Raw genomic sequence first — 436 nt, forward strand, 5'->3', positions numbered from 1 at the left:
TGTAATGACCATCCGCTTGCAAGGTGAAACCCGGCTCAGTAGACGTAGTGCTAAAGATCGCTCCAGCACCGTGCTCACCATCATCTATATCATTGACGGCTATTCGGCTCGAGAAGACTCGCCCGTCTTCCACAAGGGAAAATACTGAGGGACCACTCACAAACGGAGCATCATTGGTACCCTTAATTTCGATCGTCAGTGTGCCTGTGCCAGTAGCTCCGGCCGCATCCGTGACAGTGATCGGGATATTCAGCGTTTCAACCTTGCCATCGGGAAGATGGTTATAGGTATTATCCGATGGGTTAAAGCTCCAGCTACCATCACTGTTCAGCGTGAACCCATTGACGCTGGCGGTTGTGCTGAATGTACGTGTATCGCCGGTGTCCGGGTCGGTCGCGGTGAGCTGACCCTGAATTTGTGCACCACCCTCATCCAC

At 53.0% G+C, this 436-nt stretch carries 1 protein-coding gene; it reads right to left on the minus strand.

Annotation, left to right across the window (positions count from 1 at the left end; all coding sequences use genetic code 11):
- Window positions 1-436: VCBS domain-containing protein (locus tag GSF27_RS17700; RefSeq protein ID WP_202410534.1), on the minus strand; the 436-nt coding region annotated here is incomplete at both ends.

This window comes from Pseudomaricurvus sp. HS19 (assembly GCF_009857815.1).
GTDB lineage: Bacteria > Pseudomonadota > Gammaproteobacteria > Pseudomonadales > Cellvibrionaceae > Pseudomaricurvus.